The organism is Bacillus sp. RCC_6_1, assembly GCF_041360755.1.
In the GTDB taxonomy this organism is placed as follows: domain Bacteria; phylum Bacillota; class Bacilli; order Bacillales; family Bacillaceae_G; genus Bacillus_A; species Bacillus_A cereus.
In genome coordinates this window covers 573,338-594,789 of record NZ_JBFUPV010000002.1, presented here as the reverse complement: position 1 = coordinate 594,789, position 21,452 = coordinate 573,338, and the positions used below count along the sequence as shown (strand labels likewise).

Below are 21,452 nucleotides of genomic sequence, written 5' to 3'. Positions count from 1 at the left end.
CGTCTCCCCCTTCTAGACTATAATACACTAAAATATCTTGCCTCAGGGTGAGAAAATACCATAGCCGTTACGGACGCTTCTGGCTCCATCATGAATCCTTCTGTTAATGAAATACCTATTTCCTCTGGATGAATTAAGCGAAATAGCTTTTCTTGATCTGCAAGTTCTGGACACGCCGGATAACCAAATGACACTCGTATTCCTCTATATTTCGTACGGAAACGTTCTTCCATCGTCAGTTCAGGTGAGTCCGGAATGCCCCAGCGGTCACGAATGAGCATATGTGTTTTTTCAGCAAGTCCTTCCGCTAATTCAAGCGCTAACGATTGAATGGCATGACTACGTAAGTAATCACCTTTCGCCTTCCACTCTTCAGCAATGTCCCGAACTCCTTCCCCAACCGTAACAGATAAGAAAGCAACATAGTCCATCTCATCTCCTATTGGGCGCAAATAATCACCTAAAGTACGATAGGGAGCCTTTCCTTGTCTAGGGAATGTGAAACGCTCTATAACACGCGTATGATCTTCTGGATCATATATTACAATGTTTTGTCCGTCGCTTTGCGCTGGGAAAAATTGATACACTGCTTTCGGCTTTAACCAAGATTGTCCTTCCTGCAATAATTCATCTATTAAATCATTTAATTCATGTGCTCTCTTATCTCCCTCTTTCAAAAGCTTCTTCACATTTCCTTTTAATCCAAGGTGATGCCCAAGTAGCATTTGTCTATTTAAAAATGGAGCGAGATGAAGGGCCGGAATATCGCGTAATACAATTCGTTTTGTTGAATCAGGCACGATAACTTCAGCCTTCGGTAATGGCTCAATTACTGCTGGAATTTCTACTTTCTTCTCCTCTTTTTTTACGATATGAAGATGACGTTCTTTTTTATCCTGTTTCATCTTCTCACGCTCTTCTTCTTTTTGAAGCTTATTAATAATATCGAGCCCCGTCATCGCATCACTCGCATAACAAACGAGCCCTTTATATGATGGTGAAATCCGATTATCTGTAAACTTTCTCGTTAACGCTGCACCACCTACAACAATGGGAACATCAATATTTGCTGCTTTTAAATCTTCAGCAGTCGTTACCATTTGTTGCGCTGATTTTACTAATAAACCGGAAAGGCCTATAATATCCGGCTTCTTTTCTTGTACTTCTTGAACAATTCGATCCGAACGTACATTAATTCCTAAATTAATAATCTCATATCCGTTATTTGCTAAAATAATTTCAACGAGATTTTTCCCAATATCATGCACGTCACCTTTTACAGTTGCTAATAATACTTTCCCTTTTTTCGCACTATCACTAGATTCCATATGTGGCTCTAAATAGCTTACAGCAGCTTTCATACTTTCAGCACTTTGCAATACTTCAGCAACAATAAGTTCATTATTATTAAATAGTCGTCCTACCTCATCCATCCCTGTCATAAGCGGACCGTTAATAATATCAAGAGGTTTTCTTCCTTCTTCAAGCGCAAGACTTAAATCCTCGTGTAATCCTTGTTTCGTACCTTCTACAATATAATTTGCTAGTCTTTCATCAAGCGTTAACGTTTCTTGCACAACGATATCTTTCTTTTTAGCAACTCGGTAAAAGTTTGTAAATTCTTCTAACGTCTCTTTCGTCGTTTCAAACAGTAGTGCATCTGCAAGGCGTTTTTCTTCCTCTGGAATCGACGCATAGCGTTCTAATTTTTCCGTATTCACAATCGCGTAATCTAACCCTGCTTTCGTAGCATGATATAAAAAGACTGAATTTAATACCTCACGTCCAGCCGGTGGTAAACCAAATGATATGTTACTTACCCCTAAAATCGTTAAACACTCTGGTAACGCTTCTTTAATAAGGCGAATTCCTTCTATAGTCGCTGCTGCTGAACCAATATATTCTTCATCACCTGTCCCTACCGGAAACACAAGTGCATCAAAAATAATATCTGACGGGCGTATCCCATACTTCTTTGTAAGTAATTCATAGCTTCTTTTCGCAATTTCTATCTTTCGCTCCGCACTAACCGCCATACCGTCTTCATCAATTGTTCCTACAACTATAGCAGCACCATACTTCTGAAGAAGCGGTGTCACTTTTTTAAATCGTTCTTCTCCATCTTCTAAATTAATTGAATTAATAACAGCTTTTCCTTGAATATAAGTAAGAGCTCGCTCCATCACATTTTCATCTGTTGAATCAATCATAATCGGTACTTTTAAAACTTTCGTAACTTCTGCTAAGAAGTTTTCCATATCTTCTATTTCATCGCGATCAGGATCTGCCATACAAATATCAATAATATGAGCATTTTTCTTCACTTGCGCTCTTGCCACTTCAGCAGCCTCTTCAAATTTCCCTTCTGCTACTAATCGTTTAAATTTACGTGACCCAATAACATTCGTTCTTTCACCTACAAATAACGGTCTCATAGACTCATCATATTGCAGTGCTTCTAATCCACTAATTCCATGTCCTTCTCTCTCATGATGGTCACGAGGCTTAAGAGATGCTAGCGCGGATTTCATTGCTTTTATATGTTCTGGTGTCGTGCCACAACAACCACCAATAATATTAACCCACCCTTCTTCAGCAAATCGCTTCACCTTTTCAGCAAGAGAAGATGGAGATTCATGGTAATGTCCATCTTCATCAGGAAGACCTGCATTTGGATAACAAGAAATGTAACACTCCGATAAATCAGATAGTGAACGAATATGGTCCCTCATAAACTCCGGACCAGTCGCACAGTTTAACCCAACAGATAATGGTTTCATATGTTCTACTGATAAATAAAAAGCTTCAATTGTTTGCCCAGCCAGAGTCGTTCCCATTGGCTCAATCGTACCTGAAATCATAATAGGAACCGTTTTTTTCAGTTCTTCAAAAGCAGCTTGAATTCCAATATAAGCTGCTTTCACGTTACGCATATCTTGACTCGTCTCAACGAGTAATACATCAACTTCTCCTTTTAATAATCCTCGTGCCTGCCTTGTATAAGCCTCAATCAATTCTTCAAAAGTCACACCACCAGTAACACTAATTGCTTTCGTTGTTGGTCCCATCGCTCCCGCAACATATACTTCATTCCCGCTTTCTTTAACAGCTTGCTTCGCCAAAAGTGCTGCCTTTTCATTTAGTTCTTCATCTAAATGAGACAGCTCATAATCACTTAGTACAATATTCGTTGCCCCAAATGTATTTGTTTCAATAATATCCGCTCCAGCTTCAATATAAGCTTTATGAATCTTTAAAATAACGTCTGGTCTTGTTTCCACTAAATATTCATTACAGCCCTCGTACTCTTCTCCTCCGAAATCTTCAGCAGTTAAATCCTCTTGCTGAATCATTGTCCCCATTGCACCATCTAATATTAAAATGCTATTTTTCAATTTTTCTTCTATACACTTCATCAATTAATACCTTCTTTCACTTCTTGCTTTTCTCTTACATATTTAACAAGATGTTCTGTAATTTCATACTTTAAAAATGGTGTAATAAGATAAATACCATTAAAATATTTCATCGCTGCGTCGACCAATTCTTGTGAAATGCGAATCCCTTCCTCAATTGCTGCCTCTTTCGTTTCATGTCCATCCATTCTCTCTCTTATTTCTTCAGGAAGAGTAATACCCGGCACCTCAAAATGAAGAAAATCTGCATTCCGCTTACTTACTAACGGCATAATTCCAATAAAAATAGGTTGTTCCAAATGCTTTGTCGCTTCATACACTTCTTCAATTAACTTGATATCGTAAATTGGCTGAGTTAAAAAATACTCCGCTCCAGCATCTATTTTTCGTTCCATTCGCTTAACTGCTGCTTTTAAGTGCCTCACGTGAGGATTAAATGCGCCGCCTACAGAAAACCTTGTCGCCGGTCCAATTGATTTCCCTAAAATTGAACGTCCATCGTTCATTTCTTTAATCATTTTAATAAGCTCAATAGAGGATAAATCATATACAGAAGTGGCACCGGGAAAATCACCAACGCGCGCTGGATCACCAGTTAAAGCTAACACTTCTTCCATCCCTAACGCCGATAAACCTAACAAATGAGATTGTAGTCCAATGACGTTATGATCTCTACACGTTAAATGCGTCAATACTGGGATATCATGCTTCGTTAATAACGCACCCATCGCCATATTAGAGACACGAGGCGATGCTAATGAATTATCTGCTAGAGTAATAGCATCTGCTCCCGCTCTTTTTAACGCTCTTGCTCCTTCAAAAAAACGCTGTGTATCTAACGTTTTCGGTGGATCTAATTCCACTACAACTGTCGTTTGTTTTTTTGCTTTCTCTGCTAGAGTGACGTGAGCCTTCGAACGTTTCTCATGCGTATGAACGACTTTTGGCCTTTGAATCGTTTCTTTTTCTATTACAGGGGTAATATTCGCAACAGCGCGCTTCATACTTTGAATATGTTCTGGAGTCGTACCACAACAGCCACCCAATAACCGAATACCTTGCTCAATAAATTTCGGTGTCATTGCTTCAAAATAAGCTGGACTTCCCTCATATACGTAACGTCCCTCTACATAATTCGGGAGACCTGCATTTGGGTATGCTGATAAATAGCCATTTTGCGGAATCGATATCATTTTGAAAGCTTCCGTCATATGAAGCGGCCCCAGTTGACAATTCAATCCAACAACATTTGCACCGTAATCTATAAACTGCTTTAATATTTCATTGACATCATTTCCATTTTGAGTCGTACCTGCTTCATGTAACGCTAATTGCGCAACAATCGGAATATTCGTTTGCTTACGCAACACTTTAACAGCATGAAGTAATTCAAATTCATCATAAAAAGTTTCTAATAGTAATCCATCAACCTGTTCTTCTAGTAAAGCCCCCGCCTGTTCAAGTAACATAAACTCCCTTTCCATATCAGTCGTTGTAACAGCTCCGATATGTTTCATACCACCAATTGTTCCTAAAATTGCATTTTTATCTGTCACAGATGCTTTCGCCAATTTCACTGCCGCTCTATTAATTTTTGTAACTTGATTTTCTAAACCATACATACGTAATTTCGCCTCATTTGCTCCATACGTATTCGTTTGAATTACATCTGCTCCAGCAGCTACATATTGTTTATGAATGGATATAATTAGATCTGGATCAGATACGTTCAATTCTTCAAAGCTACTTTGCAAACCATGTGAATGCAATAACGTTCCAACCGCACCATCACCTATTACAATTCCTTTTGATAATAAATCTAGTAATTTCACGAATCTCCCTCATTTCTATCAATATAAAAACCCCCTCTTCACTTTGAAGAGGGGGACATAATTGTTCCTCCTCTTATTATGCAAAACATTCGTTTTGCAGGTATTAGCACCGTTTCAAACATTTCGTTTGAAGGTTGCCGGGTTTCACAGGGCCTTTCCCTCCACCGCTCTCAATAAGAGTTGTCTTTATTATTTTATTTATGTAGCTAAAAGGAAATGCGTTCCCCTTTTAACAATGTTTGTTAATTTTTTAATAAATTTAGCATGCACAAAATTAAAAGTCAATGACACTTGCGGAAAAATAAAAATTATTTAAAATAAAGTTGCAATTCAATTATCTTTTATTGTAAAGTTAAAAACATAATAAAAATTTCATACGAACATTCTTATCTAGAGAGGTAGAGGGACTGGCCCTGTGACGCCTCAGCAACCATTAACATTTTGTTAATAAGGTGCTAATTCCAGCAAATTGTGAAAGATTTGACAGATGAGAAGAAGACTCTATTCAAACCGAAAGCCTTCTTCTTAGAAGGCTTTTTTTATTTTATATTCACTTAATGTTTCAATTTAAAAAGGAGGAATTTTCACATGTCAACAATCGAAACAAAACTAGCACAAATCGGAAATCGTAGTGAAACTACAACTGGAACGGTTAATCCACCAGTTTATTTCTCAACCGCTTATCGCCACGAAGGAATTGGTAAATCTACTGGCTTTGACTATTCACGAACTGGCAATCCAACTCGCGGTCTTTTAGAACAGGCGATCGCAGACTTAGAATATGGCGAAAAAGGTTATGCCTGTAGTTCAGGGATGGCGGCTGTTCTCCTCGTCCTTTCTCTATTCCGCTCTGGAGACGAACTTATTGTATCTGAAGATTTATACGGGGGAACGTATCGATTATTTTCTGAGCATGAAAAAAAGTGGAATGTTCGATGTAGATACGTAAATACACAGTCTATTAAACAAATTGAGCAAGCTATCACAACTGAAACGAAGGCTATTTTCATAGAAACTCCAACTAATCCATTAATGCAAGTTACTGATATTGCTGCTGTCGCAACTGTAGCGAAAAGGCACGGACTACTTCTTATTGTAGACAACACATTCTACACACCTTATATACAGCAACCATTAACAGAAGGTGCTGACATTGTACTTCATAGCGCAACGAAATATTTAGGGGGACATAACGATGTACTAAGCGGGCTTGTCGTTGCAAAAGGAAAGGAACTTTGCGAGGAAATCGCTCATTATCATAATGCATCAGGTGCAGTTTTAAGCCCATTTGACTCATGGTTATTAATTCGCGGTATGAAAACGTTAGCGCTTCGCATGAGACAACATGAAGAAAATGCGAAAGCAGTTGTTGCGTATTTAAATGATGAAGACGGGGTGACAGATGTATTTTATCCAGGAAGAGGCGGCATGATTTCATTCCGCCTTAAAGATGAAGCTTGGATTAATCCATTCTTACAATCTTTATCCTTAATTACATTTGCCGAAAGTCTTGGTGGTGTAGAAAGTTTAATGACTTATCCAGCAACGCAAACACATGCTGATATTCCTGAAGAAATTAGAACAGCAAACGGCGTATGCAATCGTCTTCTTCGATTCTCAGTTGGCATTGAAAATAGTAACGATTTAATTCAAGACTTAAAGCAAGCCATTAAACTCGTAAAAGAAGGTGTAAGAATATGAGCTATTCTATAGATACACTCTTACTACACAACCAATATAAACATGACTCGCAAACAGGCGCTGTGAACGTTCCTATTTATAACACATCAACTTTTCACCAGTTTGATGTAGATACGTTCGGAAAATATGACTATAGCAGGTCAGGAAATCCAACTCGTGAAGCTCTTGAAGATATCATTGCTTTATTAGAAGGCGGAACAAAAGGATTCGCCTTTGCATCAGGCATTGCAGCGATTTCCACTGCATTCCTCCTTCTTTCACAAGGTGATCACGTACTCATTTCAGAAGATGTGTACGGAGGCACTTACCGAGTGATAACTGAGGTACTCTCCCGTTACGGTGTTTCACATACATTTGTTGATATGACCAATTTAGAAGAAATAAAACAAAACATGAAACCAAATACAAAGCTCTTTTATGTAGAAACACCTTCTAACCCACTTTTAAAAGTGACAGATATTCGCGAGGTTTCTAAACTCGCAAAATCTATTGGCGCTCTTACTTTTGTTGATAATACATTTTTGACACCACTATTCCAAAAACCACTTGAACTTGGAGCTGATGTCGTTCTTCATAGTGCTACAAAATTTATTGCTGGTCATAGTGATGTTACTGCCGGATTAGCAGTAGTAAAAGATGCAGAACTCGCTCAAAAGCTTGGATTTTTACAAAATGCATTCGGTGCTATTTTAGGACCTCAAGATTGTTCTCTCGTACTTCGCGGTCTAAAAACATTGCACGTACGCCTCGAGCATTCAGCTAAAAATGCCAATAAAATCGCACATTATTTACAAGAGCACGCTAAAGTACAAAATGTCTATTATCCGGGATTACAAACACATCTCGGATTTGATATTCAACAATCTCAAGCAACATCAGCTGGAGCGGTCTTATCGTTTACTTTGCAGTCAGAAGATGCACTCCGCCAATTTTTATCAAAAGTAAAATTACCTGTTTTTGCAGTTAGTTTAGGAGCTGTAGAGTCAATTCTTTCTTATCCAGCAAAAATGTCACATGCAGCACTGTCGCAAGAAGCTCGTGATGAAAGAGGAATCTCTAATTCATTACTTCGGTTATCAGTCGGTCTTGAAAATGTTAACGATTTAATATCCGATTTTGAAAATGCCCTTTCTTATGTAGAAGAACCTGTAAATGCATAGAGAAAAAGAAGATATGAGATTAGGTTTTCATATCTTCTTTTTCTGCGTTTTAGTTATATTCATTTGAATTTCTTCTTTTCTTATAGTCCATAAAAAAATAAAAGTATATCATCTATTTCTAAATAATGGATTAATTGATATATTAAGAAATAAAAAGGGGTGAAAATAATGGATATTTGTTCAGATATTTTAATCGTTATCGATTTACAAAATGGCGTATGTTATAGCGAGGAGCATTTATTTGATTTACAGAACTTACTAACAAAAGTAAATAAAAGAATTTATTCATACAGAAAATTAAATAAACCAATCCTTTTTGTTCAACATTGTGATGATGATTTAGTACCCGAGAAAGAACTTTGGGCTATTCATACCGATCTAGATGTTCAAGAACAAGATTTTTTTGTAAGAAAAACACATGCAAATTCATTTTATAAAACCAACTTAAAAGAAATTTTAGATCAATTATCTGTAAATTGCATTGAATTTTGTGGCGCCCAAACAGAGTACTGTATGGATGCTACGATTAAGTTTGCCCACGGACTAGGATACGAAAACTTTATGGTACAGAAAACAACCTCTACGTTGAATAATCCTTTTATGTCCGCAAAAGAGACAATTGATTTTTATGAGAACATATGGAATCACAGGTTTTTAACGTTGCTAAAAGATGAATTTTAGAATAAATGACTAATGACTTGATCATCCTAAGATTTATCAGCTGTAAGCAAATATTTCATTATCACCATAAAGAAGCGAATTACATTCAGCTTCTTTTCTTTTAACCTGTTTTATATTCTATATATATCATTATAATTCCTTTGTCATATTATTTTAAAAATTTCGTATATTCATTTGAAAGAATAAGAAAATCATGATAAAATTGTGTTACAAATATATCTATATCTTTCAATTTTTAAAACGCATCGAAATTTTCACCCAAAAATGTCATTTTACAAAAACATGCTAATTTACCTATTTTATTTACATCAGGGTCTCTTTTCTTACAATTTCTTTACTTTAGGACTTTTTTTCTGCAACAACTATTTTCTTTTCTTTAAATTTTTGGTATGTATAGTATGGTATAATAGCTCACACGGAGGTGGAAAAGAACATGTTAGAAACCTTTCAAAAAGAATTAGAACTATATGAAAGTAATGCAGAATTATTAAAAGTGCTAGCTCATCCTGTTCGTTTATGTATCGTAAAAGGATTAATCGAGCGCGGTCCAAGCAACGTTTCTACAATGTATACTGGCTTAAACATGCCACAATCTACAATTTCACAGCATTTAGCAAAATTAAAAAGCGCTAAAATCGTTTCTAGTGAAAGAAAAGGATTGGAAATTTATTACAAAGTAGAGAATGAAACAATCATTCAACTCGTTCGCGTATTATTAGGTTAGGGACTAATAATCGAAGAAAAAGAACGTATTCTATATTTTTCATCTCATATCTTTAATATAAATATATATCATGAGAGGAAATATATAATACTACATAAGTCGTATTAAAAAACAAGACACAGTATATACTGTGTCTTGTTTTTTATATTGTTACATACCGATCCAAATGTAAATGTTGCATATCTTTTGTATGTATAACAACATCAAATGCACTCCCTACTCCTCCATTCAAAATCATAGAACGAACTGCTCGATTTTGTTTTTGCGTTTCAGAAAAAGGATTCGTATCTTGATGGCTCGTAAGCTGTTCTAATATCCCTGCAGCTAACAAGAACTCAGATTGTTTCTTATGCCATACTGCACTCATTCCTTGCATACTAAACATCTCCTTTAGCTCGTCCCAATGAATATGAGTAGTAAGATCCATTTCACCTGGATGCGCTAGTGGGTTACGTATTAGCTTATGCTGATAATACCCTCGCAAACTTCCTTCACGGTGTGCTGGATGCATCCATTCTTCTTTTGTGTATCCATAATCAACTGTAATACATATACCTTTTTGAAACCATTTCGCAATTTCTTTTATATACTCCTCCATCACAATTGGTACTTCAAAACGTTGCCCTTCAGCAATATGAATATTATATTTCAATAAATAGCGACCAATTCTTTTATCTAACGGCCTACATACTTCTGAAAGGTTTCCTTCCTCTGTATATGTAATACGTACTTCATACAACATACCATTTCTTTTCTCAATTATTTCAACAGGAAGTGCATCAAACAACTCATTCGAAAAAAGAATTCCCTCGAAAGAATCTCCCATTTCACTATAGGAGGTATAGTACGATACATTAGAAAATGAGCCAAGGTGCTCCTGCTGTAATTTTCTATGAAAAGGGCTCACTTCAATCATTGAATAGTTTAAATCAATAAAGGTTTTTGGAGATAATTGCTTCCATTCTTGTAAAACATCATAGGCAAACTTCCCTGTTCCTCCGCCAATTTCACAAATATTCGGAGCAACTTCACCATTTTCAACAAGACGAATAAAAAGTTTAGCAAAAGTTTTTGCAAACACAGAGGATACGTTGCTACTTGTAAAAAAATCCCCTTGTCTTCCAATCTTTTCACGTTCTTTCATATAATATCCATGACCTTCTGTATACAATACAAGGTTCATATACGTACTATATGAAATTGAATAATCCTTTTCTTTCCCCATCCATTCTCTTAAAATGAGCTCCATTCCCATAATGACTCCTTATTGTAAAAACGGATTATTTTCTTTTTCAAAGCCAATGCTTGTTTCTGGACCATGTCCACATAAAACCGCTGTTTCATCTGGTAATACAAATAATTTCTCTTCAATACTTCCAATTAATTCAGCGAAACTTCCACCAGGTAAATCTGTTCTTCCAATGCTCATTTGGAACAATACATCTCCTGAGAATACAGCATTCGCCTCTTTACTATAATAAGAAATACTTCCTGGAGAATGTCCTGGTGTCTCAAAAATTTCAAAATTAAATGATCCAATTGTTAATGTACCTTCTGCATCAATAATATGATCCGCTGGTTTTGCTGTAATACTGCGGTTCATCATAAAAATTTGAGAGCCGTTTACAGTTGCATCTCCTAACCAATCTGCTTCTTCTTTATGTACGTACACAGGAATATGAAAAGTGTCTCTTACCGCATCAACAGCACCGATATGATCAAAGTGAGCATGTGTTAATAAAACAGCTAATGGTTTTAATTGTTCTTCTTGTAAATATGTAACGAGCTTTTCACCTTCATGACCAGGGTCAAAGATAATGCACTCTTTTTGATCGTTCATTAAAATATAAGCATTCGTTTGTAATGGGCCTAACGGCATTTGTATCCATTTCATATGAAAATCTCCTCCAGTTATTAAACTTACTTTTAATGATACAACATTTCTTTCTCTGAGGAAAAGAAAGGATGCTATCTCGACAATCATTTTTAAAACATGTACAATATAAAAGAGTAAATATTCCAAAAACTCATAATAAGAAATGGGTAGACAGAGGAGGATATTGTATGGGCCTTGTTATTATTTTTACACTTGTCACTCTGTTAGCTGTATTTGCTACGCTTAGAACACTTCGTGAAAAAAACTTTTTCGCGAGCGGCTTTGCAATTGCAACTGTACTCGTTTTCGGATGGTTTACGATCATGACTGTTCTATATAACGGGTATCCACCAGCAGCTTAATTCGTTTACACTTTATTCTTCATCGAGATTTCACACAAAAAGAGGAAGGGTTCCCCCTTCCTCTTTTCATATTTCACAACTTATATCATCTTCGCTTCGTATTTGTGCTTTTTTACAAGCCAAGCTCCTCCGATAACACCTGCATCATTACCAAGTGTTGCAATAGCTAACTTCGTGCTCTTTACAGCACGTGAGAAAGCGTATTGCTCGAAATAGCGTTGAATTGGTTCTAATAGCGCATCTCCAGCTTTAGACACGCCTCCACCAATAACAATTTTCTCTGGGTTCAATGTACTAGAAAGGTTCGCTACAGCTAATCCTAAATAAGAGGCTACTTTTTCTACTACTTCACCTGCTAATTCATCACCTTGTCCAAGTGCTTCAAAGACATCTTTTGATGTAATACGTCCTTCTTCAGCTAACATAGAACGCAACATGCTCTCTTTATTAGTCTCTTGTATTTTTTGCATAGCAACACGTACAATACCTGTCGCAGATGCTACTGTTTCTAAGCAACCAGACTTCCCGCAATTACATGGGAAAGCATTTTCTGTAACGACTGTAATATGTCCAATCTCACCAGCAGCACCACTCACGCCGTGTACAATCTCACCATTGGCGATTACACCACCACCAACGCCCGTACCAAGTGTCATACAGATTAAATCTTTTGCACCTTCACCAGCACCTTTCCACATTTCACCAAGCGCTGCTAAGTTTGCATCATTATCAATAACAACAGGTAATCCTGTTTCTACTTCTAATAAATCTTTTAGCGGATAGTTTTTCCATCCTAAATTAACCGCTTCATAAATCATTCCAGACGCCACATGTACAGGACCAGGAGCTCCCATACCAATACCAATTAACTTGCTCTTCAATTCGCCTAATTCTTCTAGCTTTTTATCAATTGCTTTCGCAACATCAAGTGTAATATGTTTTCCTTGCTCACCTGTATTCGTAGGGATTTCCCACTTATGTAAAATTTCACCGTATACATTAATAAATGCTAATTTAATCGTTGTACCACCAAGGTCAACACCAACTAACCATTTCTCTTCCATGTTGCTTACCTACCTTTATCTAATTCTTATTTAGCTCTTTTTGAATTTCTTGCTTCAATAAAAATAAAGCTGTTTGATAGTCTTGTGGATCGATTAGCTGTGATTGATTTAATTCACGCAATTCATCTTGCATTAATTGTAAATCTGCAATTCGATCTCCCGTATAAATAATCGTACCAAATTTCTTTAGCAATTGCTGAATATCATAAATAGATACCATTTCATCACCCTCTATGCTCACTTACTATAAAAAATTATAATAAGAAAACGTTCACATATTTTATTATAATCAAGAAGAAAAAGTCTCGTCAATTTTTATTTGTCTATACAAGCTTATTTGTAAGCAGTGTTCCTTTTTCTGTAATAATTTTTTCTATGTTTTTATCAAATGGCTCTACCGGAATGTGTTTTACCATTTGAAAATCATACGCTAATGACAGCGTTTTCCCTTTATAATGCACGAGATAACGATCATAATAGCCACCGCCGTACCCAATTCGCTCTCCTCGTTCTGTATAAGCTACGCCTGGGACAATTTGAAGATGAATTTCATCCATATTCACTTCTTCCGTAAGCCCGGGAATCGGTTCACGTAAATTCATATACACCGTTTCTAATTGATCAAAATTATTAATTTGCCGGAAGGACATCGTTCTTGTTCCTTTATTACACTTAGGAACTACAACTTTCTTTCCTTCTTCCCAAGCTTTTTCGATAATAGGATATGTATTCACTTCATTTTCCATTGAAAGAGTAATTCCAATTGTTTTAGCTTCAACCCACTCTTTTTGCGCATACAACGAAAATGCAATCTGTTCTGATAAAGTTGTATACTGTTCTTCTGATAAAGAATTCATGTGTTCTATTATTTGTTTACGCAAACGTACTTTCTCTGCTTTCACACATTCTCCCCCTTACAGTGACACTTTACTCTATGCTGATAGTGTATCACTTTTAACATAGGAATCGAATAAAAAAAGAAACAGTAGGAAAATATTCCTACTGCTTACTTTGTTTCACGGTGTAACGTAGACTTCTTGTCACGCTTGCAATACTTTTTAAGCTCGATACGCTCAGCGTTGTTACGTTTATTTTTCTTTGAGATATAGTTACGATCTCCGCATTCTGTACATGCTAGAGTAATATTCACACGCATTCTTATTTCCCTCCAGTACTAATAACTTAAATCAGACTATACTATAATACCACTTTTAAAATAAAAATTCTACACCTTTTGATATTGTCTAATTTTTTCTATAAGATTTTTCATATTTTCCCTTGCTATTACTGGGTTTCTAGCATGTGAATACACCAAAAATTTTGGTTGTTTTATGTCAGAAACGATATAAGACCACTCTTTTTCAGTATATTTGAACTGCACTCCTTCAAATATCCCTTCTCCCTTCCTTTCTATATCATCCAATAATTTCCTCATAATTTCCCCTTTTTCATTCCATGAACATACCACTTCATCATAAAGTAAATAGAGCGGAGGTGATTGCTCTACTATGCTGAGAAACGTTTTTCCTTGCAATGCTATTAGCTCGAATAATTTTCCAATCCGATATAAAATATCTCGCTTCCACCTCACTTGAAACGATTTTCTTTCATCCTGCGTATAAAATAGAAGATAACATTCTCCTAACTTCAAAGACATTGGGTAAATATTTCCTGTCGATTCGAGCAAGAAATCTGGAATATCTACCTCTTCAAAATCTGTACCTTGGTAAATATTACTATGTTTATCGTATAACTCGAAATGATTTCCTTTCTCCGAAAACATAAGAGCCATATTCGCTTTACTTGATTTCATCAAAGCTTTCACATGATCTTTTTGTTCGCTTGCATAAATCCATGTAACTGTACAACCAAGTCTTTGCAGAAAGAGCATAAGTAAATGTTGCAACGTATCATTTCTCTTATTAATAAGAAGATGAAACTTCTGCATCTGTATTTTCTCGATATCAATATGCTCCAATATAACTTCTATATACTCATTCATAGAAACATGAACGAGCTTATTACGCCCCATTTCTTTCTCCTGCACGTAATAAAACAATTCGGACATATATATTTGTTCTATCTCTTTTTGCTGCTTATACGTTAACGGCATGCCAGCTTGATCGTATAACTTTATAACAATCTCATTCTCATTCTCCACTTGAATGAAAACACCACCTGCACATTGCAAATGATGAACACTATATTGAAAAAGTGACTCGTTCATTTCTTTACATTCCATCGTATGAATCCCTATACCATGAATAGCATGTAAAAATAAATTTTTATAAGAGGTTGTTTCTATATTTTCTTGACTTCCAATTAATATACTTTCTCCTTTTTCAAAAAGAGAACCATACGCCATCGCAATCTTCACGATAAACTGGGGAGTAATTTCAACATTCCCTCTTCCTACAATGCGGCTTTTTTGTAACCACCCTGCACTCATTTCACTCTCTTGAATACCAGCCGCTCCTACTATCGAATGACTATCAATCGCCTTATAAGGCCATAGTTTTCCTTTTTGCTTAATTACCGTACTTCTCCCGATATGACAGTGATCCGCTACAACACTTTTTTGAAACAGTGTAACATCATCTTCAACTATTGTACGCTCTCCTATTGTCGTTTCTAATAGTTCACAATACTTCCCAATGTGGGCATTCGCAAAAACAATACTTTTTTGAAGATGAGAATAACTTGAAACGATACTATTTTTCCCAATAATAGAATATGGCTCAATTACAGCTCCTGTACCAATCTTTGCTCCTTCTCCAATAAAAGAGGGGCCATGAATTTTCGTCCCTTTACCAATCGTCACCCCTTCCCCCATCCATACCATAGGTAATACTTCTGTATAAGGAATAGGTACTTGTAACTTTTTCGTTAACAAATCAAATTGTGCTTGTCGATATTGATTAAATGTGCCGATATCTAACCAATAACCTTCTGACAAATATGCGAATAACAAATTTTTGTTTGCCAATAATGGAAACACATCATGACTGAAATCAAAAAATTGCCTAGGCGGTATGTAAGAAAAGATTTCTGGCTCCATAATATATATGCCTGTATTCACAACATTAGATACTACCTCATTCCAGCCCGGCTTTTCTATATATCGTGTAACCTCCTGGTTTTTATTCATTACAACCAATCCAAATGAGAGTGGATTTTCTACTTCTTTCACAAACATTGTTACCATTCTTTTCTTTTGTTCATGAAACCTAATTCCTTCTGATAATTGAAAGTCAGTTAATGCATCCCCGCTTATCACAACAAATGTTTCATCTAAAAATTGTTCTGCTTGTTTAATACTCCCTGCTGTGCCAAGCGGAGGAGAGTCTTCAAAATAATACAAGTTAACTCCCCATTTACTACCGTCACCAAAATATTGCTTAATGGTCGTACTCATATATTGAACAGTAATTGCAATTTCACGAATACCATGCTGGCGTAATAACTCAATATTATATTCTAAAACTGGTTTTTCTAATAATGGTAACATCGGCTTTGGAGTATTACATGTTAATGGTCTAAGGCGTCTTCCTTTTCCTCCAGCTAAAATAACCCCCTTCATATACTTCAGCCTCCACTTATATAATGTTCAGTAACTTCATATACCATATGTATATTCCCTATCCCACATGAACTAGCAGCATAAACTTGATTAGTTAAACAAATCCTCATTTAGAAGACCATATAATTAAATTTCTCACCTATAAAAACGTACATTTCAAACAACAAGAAATCGCTTACTATTAATTGTTAAATAATACTTATTAACGACCAACATATATACTAATTTTTCCATTACATTATGATACATCTTATCATCATAAACTAAAGGAAACAACGAGCTTTTTTTGTCATGTTTTGACTAAAAAAAGCAGGTGATTTCCCATCACCTACTTTAATTCCTACTCATTCAATAAATAATGCTTTCCTTTTACTAAATAAAAGACATTTTCAGCAATATTTGTAATATGATCTGCTACACGCTCAATATATCTCGCGACAAATGATAATTGTGTAATTTGCGTAATTGCTTCTGGTTGTTCCGGAACCGACGATATAAACTCACGAATTGCTTTTCCATATATTTCATCAACGGAATCATCCATTTCAGCAATTTGTTTCGCAAAAGTTAAATTTTCTTGTTCATATGCTTCTAACGCTAAATGCAACATCTCATTTGCAACCGCAAACATTTCATCCAGGTTGTGCAAACTAACAGCCACTTCTTTTTCCCCAAGACGAATTGTAGCCTTTGCAATATTAACAGCATGATCTGCAATACGCTCTAAATCTGTCGCTGTTTTAATTGAAATAAAAATCCTTCTTAAGTCACTTGCTACAGGTTGCTGCTTCGTAATGAGCATAAGCGCAAGATCGTTTATTTCCTCTTCTAAATTATCCATGCGGTAATCACCATCAATGACCTCTAACGCTTTCTCTACATCCCTTGTATGCAGACCTTCCATAGCCATCAATAAAGCCGCATTTGCTAATTCTCCAAGCTCGATCACCTTTTGCTGTAACGCTTTTAAATCACCTTGAAACTGTTCTCTTACCATTTTTCTTCCCCCTCAATATTATGTGCCATTATATAAAAGTGAAACTTTAATCAACCCTCATCAATCGGGATTTGATAGGCAGCAAGATCCCCTCCCTAACTTCTTTGCTTTCGCTAAATTTTAAGGTGGGGGTCTTACTGCCCGCAAATAGCGGGGTAAATCTCCTACATAGCCTCTTGCGCTTGTAATAAACCTTAAGATAAGGAGAAGTATTAGTTCTCTATTAACAGTAAGATAAAATAAGAAATGCCCTCTGTTAAGAGGGCATTTGCTCTTAGCTTTGAAACGATATCAACCAAAGCGACCTGTAATATAATCTTCTGTACGCTTATCTGAAGGAGTCGTAAATAATTTGTTTGTATCTGTATACTCCACAACTTCCCCGCTTAAGAAGAAAGCTGTTTTGTCTGAAATACGCGCTGCTTGTTGCATATTATGAGTTACGATAACAATACTAAAATCTTTCTTTAGCTCTTGAATTAATTCTTCTACTTTTAATGTTGAAATTGGGTCTAATGCCGATGTTGGCTCATCCATTAAAATAACGTCTGGCTCAATAGCTAAGCAGCGTGCGATGCATAGACGCTGTTGCTGTCCACCAGATAAACCGTATGCATTATCGTGCAAACGATCTTTTAACTCATCCCAAATCGCTGCTCCACGTAAACTTTTTTCAACAATTTCATCTAATGTCTTTTTGTCACGAATACCATGGATTTTTGGACCGTATGCTACATTCTCATAAATAGATTTTGGAAATGGATTTGGCTTTTGGAACACCATTCCTACATGCGTTCTTAATTCTTCAACTGGATATGATTTATCAAATATATTGCGTTCTCTATATTCAATTACACCTGTAGTTCGAACAATCGGTACTAATTCTACCATGCGATTTAATGTTTTTAAGTAAGTTGATTTACCACAGCCACTTGGACCGATAATGGCTGTAACTTCATTCTCATGAATACTTAAATTAATATCTTTTAAAGCATGGTCTTCCCCATACCATAAATTTAAGTTTTTCGTATCAAATACTACCTTCTTTGGCGCAGTCTCGATTTTCTCTTCGTTTTTCACCTGTACATTTACTACTGTTGCTACCATTTGAATTCCCCTTTCATCCACTTCCAACTTATTTTCGATTTCGTAACCATAAAACAAATATATTAATAAATAGCAACAAACCTAACAAAATAATCATCCCAGCTGCTGCTACATACTGAAATTCTTCTTGTGGCCTACTCATCCAATTAAAAATTTGAATTGGTAGAACTGTAAATCTATCAAACATACTAAATGGAACATAATTTGCAAACGCAAGTGCCCCAATAACTAATAGTGGTGCAGCTTCTCCAATTGCTCTTGATATCGCTAACGTACAGCCCGTTATAATCCCTGAGAAAGCATATGGCAATACAATTTGATACATCGTTTGCCACTTCGTAGCACCTAATCCGTAAGAACCCTCTAATAATACACTTGGTACTGATCGAATTGCTTCTTGACTCGCCACAACAACTGTTGGTAAAACGAGTAGACTCATCGTCAGTGCTGCTGCAACTATACTCTCTCCTAAATGAAGAGCATATACAAAAATAGTTAAACCAAGCAATCCAAATACAACGGATGGTACTCCTGCTAACGTTTGATTATTAATCTCTATTATTTTTTTAAATAGAGATTCCTTCGCATATTGCTCTAAATAAAGTGCTGTTCCAACTCCAAATATAAAAGAAACAGGTATAACAATACTCATAAATAATATTGTCCCTGACAAAGCTGCAGCAATACCAGCTTCTTTCGGATTACGTGAAGCGAAATTTGTAAAGAAATTTATTGAAAGATAACTTATACCTTTTTCAACAATTTGAAACAGTAACAAAAACAAAATTACGATTGAAAATAAAATTGCTATATAAAATAACAATTTGTAAATTCGATCTTTTAAAAAGCGTGATGCCATGTTTTTTTGTATTTTTTTATGATTCAACATTCGCATATTATGTCATCCTCCTAAAACGGCGCATAATAGACTGCGAAATGATGTTCATAATAAAGGTAAACAAAAATAACGTTGCACCTACAGCATACATGCTGTAATACGTAATCGTTCCATGCGGAGCATCACCTAAACTTACTTGCACAATATAGGCTGTTAACGTTTGAATAGAATGTGTCGGATCAAGCGATACATTTGGTGTGGATCCTGCTGCAATTACAACAATCATCGTTTCACCAATTGCACGAGAAGCCGCTAATATAATTGCTGCCATAATCCCTGTAAAAGCGGACGGAAACACCACTTGTTTTACCATTTCAAACCGCGTCGCTCCGAGTGCTAATGAAGCTTCTTTCGTCCCTTTCGACACAGCTCTCATCGCGTCTTCAGATAGAGATGCAACTGTAGGCATCATCATAAATCCGATAACGATTCCTGGACTAATCGCATTAAAAAACTGTAAATCTGGTATAAGCCTTTGTAAAAGCGGCGTAACAATTGTTAATGCAAAAAAACCATATACAATTGTCGGGATACCTGCTAATAGCTCTAACATCGGCTTTAATATTTTCCGTGCACTATTTGAAGCATATTCGCTTAAAAATACGGCACACGCTAAACCGATAGGAATTGCTACAAACATAGCAATTGCAGTTATAAGGAACGTTCCACATATGAGTGGTAATATACCGAATTTAGGGTCTTCAAAAAATGGTAACCATTCTTTCTCCGTCAAAAAGGAGTATAATGATATTTTTTGAAAAAACATGATTGTTTCATTAGAGAGCGTAAAAACAATTCCAAGTGTCGTCACAATAGAAACGCTAGCAATTATTTTTAGTAATAAAGGCACTATTCGATTGATTCGCTGCGTTTTTTTTCTTTGTTTTGTATTTCTTTCAATCAAATGTTGTACAGAAAATGTAATTTGACTTTTGTCATTATGAGCCAAAGATGAAAACCCCTTTCCACCCTGACATTACCTTTTTATTTCTGTTAACATACGCAGCTGTTCATTGTATTTTTCTTTTCGTAATTTTACATACCCGACCTCTTCAGCGAGGTTACCGACATGCTGAATCATAAACTCAACATAGTTTGCTACATTCATTTTATTTCGGATAGATGCATTATTCACATAAGCAAGTAGCGGCCTAGATAACGGCTTATACTTACCTGATTGAATGGTCTCTTTCGTCGGAAATACACCATTTACTTTTATTGCTTTCACCTTATCTCGATTAGCCATATAATAAGCATATCCTACAAAAGCAATGGCATGTTTATCATTCATTACCCCTTGCATAATAACTTGATCATCTTCAGACAAAGAGACTTTTTTTACAATGCGATGATTTTGTAAGATGACATTTTGAAAATAATCATACGTACCAGAGTCTACGCCTGGTGCATAAAACTTCACTTGTTCACGTGGCCATGTTGAATGAATTTGTGACCATCGCTTCTCTCTTCCATCTTCACTCCAAAGTAGTCGTAACTCGTCTACTGACATATCGTCTACCCATGTATTATGGCGATTCACAACAATCGTAAGACCGTCGTTAGCAACCTCAAAAGGTGTGAACTGAATAGAGTTTTTCTTCATTTCATTTTTCTCGACTTGTTTCATTACTCTCGAAGCATTATTTATATCTACTTCTCCTTTACTGAAACGATTAAATCCTCCCCCAGTTCCAGAAATACTGATGGAAATTTTCACGTCTGGATGCACCTTTGTATATTCCTCCGCTACTGCTTCTATAATAGGAAAAACCGTTGAGGATCCATCAACTCTCACTTCTCCCTTATCATTTAAAGCAAATGCAGTAGACATTTCAAAACAGAGGAACCATATTGATAATACGAAAATTTTAATCGGTGTACGCATCCATTTCACGTGTTCTTCCTCCTAGAAGTAACCGGAAATAACAGGATTACAGATATAAGAATACTGCTAAACTATTAATTCGGTTTTAATTGTTTGTAAAAGTTTTGTAAAGTTCCACAAAAATCAACATACGATACAATTTTAATTCAGTAGTAGCTATTCATTTCCT

General features: G+C 35.9%; 19 protein-coding genes and 2 riboswitches. Of the genes, 5 read left to right on the top strand and 14 right to left on the bottom strand.

Annotated features, from left to right (window positions below; all coding sequences use genetic code 11):
- Positions 1-17: 17 nt before the first annotated feature.
- Complete coding sequence (gene metH, locus AB6801_RS09150; protein WP_044584861.1) at positions 18-3,416, bottom strand: methionine synthase; 3,399 nt, start codon at positions 3,414-3,416, stop codon at positions 18-20.
- A complete protein-coding gene (locus tag AB6801_RS09145; RefSeq protein ID WP_000770360.1) occupies positions 3,416-5,248 on the bottom strand; it encodes a bifunctional homocysteine S-methyltransferase/methylenetetrahydrofolate reductase in 1,833 nt (610 codons plus the stop codon). Before AB6801_RS09145 ends, metH begins: the two co-directional genes overlap by 1 nt.
- A gap of 70 nt (positions 5,249-5,318) precedes the next feature.
- Positions 5,319-5,428, bottom strand: a riboswitch (SAM riboswitch).
- A gap of 203 nt (positions 5,429-5,631) precedes the next feature.
- A riboswitch (SAM riboswitch) is annotated at positions 5,632-5,742 on the top strand.
- A gap of 94 nt (positions 5,743-5,836) precedes the next feature.
- On the opposite strand from AB6801_RS09145, the gene metI reads away from it, so the two are divergent.
- From metI to AB6801_RS09125, 4 genes are all read left to right on the top strand, one after another.
- Positions 5,837-6,949 carry a cystathionine gamma-synthase/O-acetylhomoserine thiolyase gene (metI, locus tag AB6801_RS09140; protein ID WP_061654477.1) on the top strand — a complete coding sequence of 371 codons (1,113 nt, stop codon included), beginning with the start codon at positions 5,837-5,839 and terminating at the stop codon, positions 6,947-6,949.
- Positions 6,946-8,109 (top strand): cystathionine beta-lyase, encoded by a 1,164-nt coding sequence (gene metC / locus AB6801_RS09135; protein WP_000122301.1) that lies wholly within the window; start codon positions 6,946-6,948, stop codon positions 8,107-8,109. Before metI ends, metC begins: the two co-directional genes overlap by 4 nt.
- Before the next feature lie 168 nt (positions 8,110-8,277).
- Positions 8,278-8,790 carry a cysteine hydrolase family protein gene (locus tag AB6801_RS09130; RefSeq protein ID WP_000350341.1) on the top strand — a complete coding sequence of 171 codons (513 nt, stop codon included), beginning with the start codon at positions 8,278-8,280 and terminating at the stop codon, positions 8,788-8,790.
- 433 nt (positions 8,791-9,223) lie between these two features.
- Positions 9,224-9,514, top strand: coding sequence for an ArsR/SmtB family transcription factor (locus tag AB6801_RS09125; protein ID WP_000894377.1), 291 nt, complete (start codon positions 9,224-9,226; stop codon positions 9,512-9,514).
- 142 nt (positions 9,515-9,656) lie between these two features.
- On the opposite strand, the gene AB6801_RS09120 is transcribed toward AB6801_RS09125, so the two are convergent.
- Both AB6801_RS09120 and AB6801_RS09115 read right to left on the bottom strand, forming a co-directional pair.
- Positions 9,657-10,769 (bottom strand): class I SAM-dependent methyltransferase, encoded by a 1,113-nt coding sequence (locus AB6801_RS09120; RefSeq protein WP_000525142.1) that lies wholly within the window; start codon positions 10,767-10,769, stop codon positions 9,657-9,659.
- A 9-nt stretch (positions 10,770-10,778) separates the two neighbouring features.
- Entirely contained in the window at positions 10,779-11,408 is a 630-nt protein-coding gene (locus AB6801_RS09115; RefSeq protein ID WP_000871233.1) for an MBL fold metallo-hydrolase, read from the bottom strand.
- A 170-nt stretch (positions 11,409-11,578) separates the two neighbouring features.
- Between AB6801_RS09115 and AB6801_RS09110 the strand changes: the two genes are divergently transcribed.
- The gene (locus AB6801_RS09110; RefSeq protein ID WP_000524852.1) at positions 11,579-11,752 is read left to right on the top strand and encodes a DUF2759 domain-containing protein; all 174 of its coding nucleotides are present in this window, start codon (positions 11,579-11,581) and stop codon (positions 11,750-11,752) included.
- Between the two features lie 80 nt (positions 11,753-11,832).
- Here the strand turns inward: AB6801_RS09110 and glcK are convergent, their stop codons facing one another.
- The 10 genes from glcK to AB6801_RS09060 all read right to left on the bottom strand — a co-directional run bounded on the left by glcK (position 11,833) and on the right by AB6801_RS09060 (position 21,292).
- On the bottom strand, positions 11,833-12,816 hold the full coding sequence (gene glcK / locus AB6801_RS09105) for a glucokinase (protein ID WP_000391701.1): 984 nt from the start codon (positions 12,814-12,816) through the stop codon (positions 11,833-11,835).
- Between the two features lie 19 nt (positions 12,817-12,835).
- Complete coding sequence (locus AB6801_RS09100) at positions 12,836-13,036, bottom strand: YqgQ family protein (protein WP_000253699.1); 201 nt, start codon at positions 13,034-13,036, stop codon at positions 12,836-12,838.
- A 103-nt stretch (positions 13,037-13,139) separates the two neighbouring features.
- Complete coding sequence (locus AB6801_RS09095; protein ID WP_098340812.1) at positions 13,140-13,718, bottom strand: 5-formyltetrahydrofolate cyclo-ligase; 579 nt, start codon at positions 13,716-13,718, stop codon at positions 13,140-13,142.
- Between the two features lie 104 nt (positions 13,719-13,822).
- On the bottom strand, positions 13,823-13,972 hold the full coding sequence (gene rpmG, locus AB6801_RS09090; RefSeq protein WP_001265616.1) for a 50S ribosomal protein L33: 150 nt from the start codon (positions 13,970-13,972) through the stop codon (positions 13,823-13,825).
- A 69-nt stretch (positions 13,973-14,041) separates the two neighbouring features.
- On the bottom strand, positions 14,042-16,396 hold the full coding sequence (locus tag AB6801_RS09085; protein ID WP_065703177.1) for a sugar phosphate nucleotidyltransferase: 2,355 nt from the start codon (positions 16,394-16,396) through the stop codon (positions 14,042-14,044).
- A 340-nt stretch (positions 16,397-16,736) separates the two neighbouring features.
- The gene (gene phoU / locus AB6801_RS09080) at positions 16,737-17,393 is read right to left on the bottom strand and encodes a phosphate signaling complex protein PhoU (RefSeq protein WP_000251243.1); all 657 of its coding nucleotides are present in this window, start codon (positions 17,391-17,393) and stop codon (positions 16,737-16,739) included.
- Positions 17,394-17,684: 291 nt separating this feature from the next.
- The gene (gene pstB, locus AB6801_RS09075) at positions 17,685-18,500 is read right to left on the bottom strand and encodes a phosphate ABC transporter ATP-binding protein (protein WP_000226681.1); all 816 of its coding nucleotides are present in this window, start codon (positions 18,498-18,500) and stop codon (positions 17,685-17,687) included.
- Between the two features lie 28 nt (positions 18,501-18,528).
- On the bottom strand, positions 18,529-19,395 hold the full coding sequence (gene pstA, locus AB6801_RS09070; RefSeq protein WP_098340811.1) for a phosphate ABC transporter permease PstA: 867 nt from the start codon (positions 19,393-19,395) through the stop codon (positions 18,529-18,531).
- A gap of 1 nt (position 19,396) precedes the next feature.
- Entirely contained in the window at positions 19,397-20,347 is a 951-nt protein-coding gene (gene pstC, locus AB6801_RS09065) for a phosphate ABC transporter permease subunit PstC (protein ID WP_000940913.1), read from the bottom strand.
- 27 nt (positions 20,348-20,374) lie between these two features.
- Entirely contained in the window at positions 20,375-21,292 is a 918-nt protein-coding gene (locus tag AB6801_RS09060) for a PstS family phosphate ABC transporter substrate-binding protein (protein ID WP_000871817.1), read from the bottom strand.
- Positions 21,293-21,452: the final 160 nt, after the last annotated feature.

Excerpts from the sequence above, each read along its gene's own strand:
- metH (WP_044584861.1), bottom strand. The coding sequence starts at position 3,416 with ATGAAGTGTATAGAAGAAAAATTGAAAAATAGCATTTTAATATTAGAT.
- metI (WP_061654477.1), top strand. The coding sequence starts at position 5,837 with ATGTCAACAATCGAAACAAAACTAGCACAAATCGGAAATCGTAGTGAA.
- metC (WP_000122301.1), top strand. The coding sequence starts at position 6,946 with ATGAGCTATTCTATAGATACACTCTTACTACACAACCAATATAAACAT.
- AB6801_RS09130 (WP_000350341.1), top strand. The coding sequence starts at position 8,278 with ATGGATATTTGTTCAGATATTTTAATCGTTATCGATTTACAAAATGGC.
- AB6801_RS09125 (WP_000894377.1), top strand. The coding sequence starts at position 9,224 with ATGTTAGAAACCTTTCAAAAAGAATTAGAACTATATGAAAGTAATGCA.
- AB6801_RS09120 (WP_000525142.1), bottom strand. The coding sequence starts at position 10,769 with ATGGGAATGGAGCTCATTTTAAGAGAATGGATGGGGAAAGAAAAGGAT.
- AB6801_RS09115 (WP_000871233.1), bottom strand. The coding sequence starts at position 11,408 with ATGAAATGGATACAAATGCCGTTAGGCCCATTACAAACGAATGCTTAT.
- AB6801_RS09110 (WP_000524852.1), top strand. The coding sequence starts at position 11,579 with ATGGGCCTTGTTATTATTTTTACACTTGTCACTCTGTTAGCTGTATTT.
- glcK (WP_000391701.1), bottom strand. The coding sequence starts at position 12,816 with ATGGAAGAGAAATGGTTAGTTGGTGTTGACCTTGGTGGTACAACGATT.
- AB6801_RS09100 (WP_000253699.1), bottom strand. The coding sequence starts at position 13,036 with ATGGTATCTATTTATGATATTCAGCAATTGCTAAAGAAATTTGGTACG.
- rpmG (WP_001265616.1), bottom strand. The coding sequence starts at position 13,972 with ATGCGTGTGAATATTACTCTAGCATGTACAGAATGCGGAGATCGTAAC.
- AB6801_RS09085 (WP_065703177.1), bottom strand. The coding sequence starts at position 16,396 with ATGAAGGGGGTTATTTTAGCTGGAGGAAAAGGAAGACGCCTTAGACCA.
- phoU (WP_000251243.1), bottom strand. The coding sequence starts at position 17,393 with ATGGTAAGAGAACAGTTTCAAGGTGATTTAAAAGCGTTACAGCAAAAG.
- pstB (WP_000226681.1), bottom strand. The coding sequence starts at position 18,500 with ATGGTAGCAACAGTAGTAAATGTACAGGTGAAAAACGAAGAGAAAATC.
- pstA (WP_098340811.1), bottom strand. The coding sequence starts at position 19,395 with ATGCGAATGTTGAATCATAAAAAAATACAAAAAAACATGGCATCACGC.